The following is a 2,697-nucleotide window of genomic DNA, read 5'->3' as shown; positions in this document are numbered from 1 at the left end:
TCGGAACTGCACCCGTTCAAAGGGCATCCATTCAAAGTCAAGGATGACGAAGCAATGATGGAAACCGCAGACAGTATCAAGCAGTATGGTGTGCTGGTTCCTGCGATTGCCCGTCCTGACCCGGAGGGCGGTTATGAACTGGTGGCCGGACACAGACGGCACAGGGCAAGTGAACTGGCAGAAAAAGAGACCATGCCGGTAATTGTCCGTGATCTGGATGATGATGCAGCCACAATTATTATGGTTGACAGCAATCTGCAACGAGAAAGTCTCCTCCCCAGTGAAAGAGCATTTGCTTATAAAATGAAACTGGATGCTATGAAACATCAGGGAGAGCGAGTTGATTTAACTTGTTCCCAAGTTGGGAACAAGTTAGAGGGCAAGAAGTCCAGTGAGATTTTGGCAGAGCAAGTAGGTCAGAGTAAAAACCAGATTTTTCGCTATATCCGTCTGACAGAGCTGATTTCTGAATTGATGGATATGGTGGATGAAAAGAAGATTGCCCTGAACCCTGCCTATGAGCTGTCCTTTCTCAAAAAGGAGGAACAGGTAGACCTGTTGGACGCGATGGACAGCGAACAGGCTACCCCTTCTCTTTCTCAAGCTCAGCGGCTCAAAAAATACAGTCAGGAGGGGCATCTGACCCTCGATATGATGCGTGTCATCATGGGTGAGGAAAAGAAAAGCGATCTGGACCGAGTGACATTTACCTCTGACACCTTGCGGAAGTATTTTCCTAAAAGCTATACGCCCCAGCGGATGCAGGAAACCATCATCAAGCTGCTGGAGGCATGGCAGAAAAAGCGTCAGAGAGACCAGGAACGATGAAAGGAGCCGCCTATGATGGATATTTCAGCCCGTGAGCTGAAAGGACACAACATTCTCGCCGTGGAGAGGTTTTGGGATAACACACGCTGGATAATTGAGTTTTCCGTCCTGCGTCCCAGCACAGCTTACGGCAGCCCCGGAGAGAAAATGCGGCTGTTTTTGACCGAGGACGGGTATCAGGCCGCCCTGCAAAGCCAGCAGTGCCGGGAGATCAAGATCAAGCGTTATGCTCGTGTGATTGAGGGACATATCCTCGATTTCAAACCGGGAAAACGCCGCCGCTCATAAACCCATACAACGAAAGGAAAGGAATGACTATGTGTACGGTAAAGGAAATTCAAGAAGCAATCCGGGAAGATTGCAAATCTCAGCATGACATGGAATCAACGGATATTGACCGAGTGATGCAAACACTTCCTTTCGCCCAGGAGGAGCCATTTACAGAGGCGCGTCCTCGAAAGCCGCTGTTTTGGTTCTATGCAAGAAAATTTGAAAAGTGTTGAACACCGCAATTCTTTGGAATGAGGATTGTTGGTAGGGCTGTGTTGTGGAGGCTGTCTGAGGCTGGCGGTTTATCTTAAAAGCAAGAACGCTAAGAAATATAGACATGGATTGGAATATGGTTCGGCCCGCTGGGGAACCCGTGAGGATATTGCACCTTACGTTGATCCTGTATTTCAGAACAACGTGATTCTGACGAAAACGGAGAGCCTGACAATGAACAGCCGCCCCAAGAACCCAAAGACCGCCAGAAACAAAAATGTGCTGGTGATTGGCGGCTCCGGTTCCGGTAAGACCCGCTTCTGGCTCAAACCGAATCTGATGCAGATGCACAGCAGCTACGTCGTGACTGACCCGAAGGGAACCATTTTGGTGGAGTGCGGAAAAATGCTCCAAAGGGGCGCACCCAAGCTGGGGAAGGACGGAAAGCCCATGAAGGATAAGCACGGCAAGGTCATTTATGAGCCGTACCGAATCAAGGTCCTAAATACCATCAACTTCAAGAAGTCCATGCACTATAACCCTTTCGCCTATATCCATAGCGAAAAGGACATCTTGAAGCTGGTAACAACGCTGATTGCCAATACCAAAGGCGAAGGCAAGGCCGGAGACGATTTCTGGGTCAAGGCGGAAACATTGCTGTATTGCGCGTTGATTGGATATATCCACTATGAAGCTCCGGTGGAGGAGCAGAACTTCTCCACCCTCATTGAGTTCATCAATGCGATGGAAGTCCGTGAGGATGACGAGGAGTTCAAAAACCCCGTAGACCTGATGTTTGATGCACTGGAATCGGAAAAGCCAAACCACTTCGCAGTGCGGCAGTATAAGAAATATAAGCTGGCAGCCGGTGTTGTATGCTCTAAAAGACTTCTTAATCAAGCGGTTGGGAAGTCTCTTAGAACACATAACCTAAAACCGAAGAAAGGAGCGCAAGTTATGAGAAAAAACGAGAAAATCACTGCTCTGTACGAACGATTGAGCCGTGATGACTTTGGCAAAGATGATGACCAACAGCGTGAGAGCAATTCCATATCCAATCAAAAGGCAATGTTGGAGGAGTTCGCCGCACGGCAGGGCTTTACAAACATTGTCCATTTCACGGACGATGGCATTAGTGGTACTTGCTTTGACCGTCCCGGATTTTTAGCAATGATGAAAGAAGTGGAAGCCGGGAATGTGGAGTATTTGTGCATCAAGGACATGAGCCGCATGGGTCGTGACTATCTGAAAGTCGGTCAGATTATGGAAATCCTGCGTCAGCGTGGCGTTCGCCTTATCGCCATCAATGACGGCGTGGACAGTGCCAGAGGGGACGATGATTTTACCCCGTTCCGCAACATTATGAACGAGTATTACGCCAGAGAT

3 protein-coding genes and 1 pseudogene are annotated in these 2,697 nt (G+C 48.8%); all 4 read left to right on the top strand.

What is annotated here, in order from left to right:
* The coding region (locus DXD02_RS02430) for a ParB/RepB/Spo0J family partition protein (protein ID WP_118666342.1) at positions 1-828 on the top strand (828 nt) is incomplete at its 5' end.
* A gap of 12 nt (positions 829-840) precedes the next feature.
* Positions 841-1,116: a DUF5720 family protein gene (locus DXD02_RS02425; RefSeq protein ID WP_118666329.1), complete on the top strand. Its 276-nt coding sequence runs from the start codon at positions 841-843 to the stop codon at positions 1,114-1,116.
* 23 nt (positions 1,117-1,139) lie between these two features.
* The gene (locus DXD02_RS02420; RefSeq protein WP_007886609.1) at positions 1,140-1,331 is read left to right on the top strand and encodes a hypothetical protein; all 192 of its coding nucleotides are present in this window, start codon (positions 1,140-1,142) and stop codon (positions 1,329-1,331) included.
* A gap of 25 nt (positions 1,332-1,356) precedes the next feature.
* Positions 1,357-2,697: pseudogene (locus DXD02_RS16185) on the top strand (recombinase family protein); the annotation flags it as partial.

The organism is Blautia sp. TF10-30 (assembly GCF_003481245.1).
GTDB lineage: Bacteria > Bacillota > Clostridia > Lachnospirales > Lachnospiraceae > Fusicatenibacter > Fusicatenibacter saccharivorans.
Note: the sequence above shows the minus strand (reverse complement) of the source record. Positions and strands in the feature narration are given on the sequence as shown.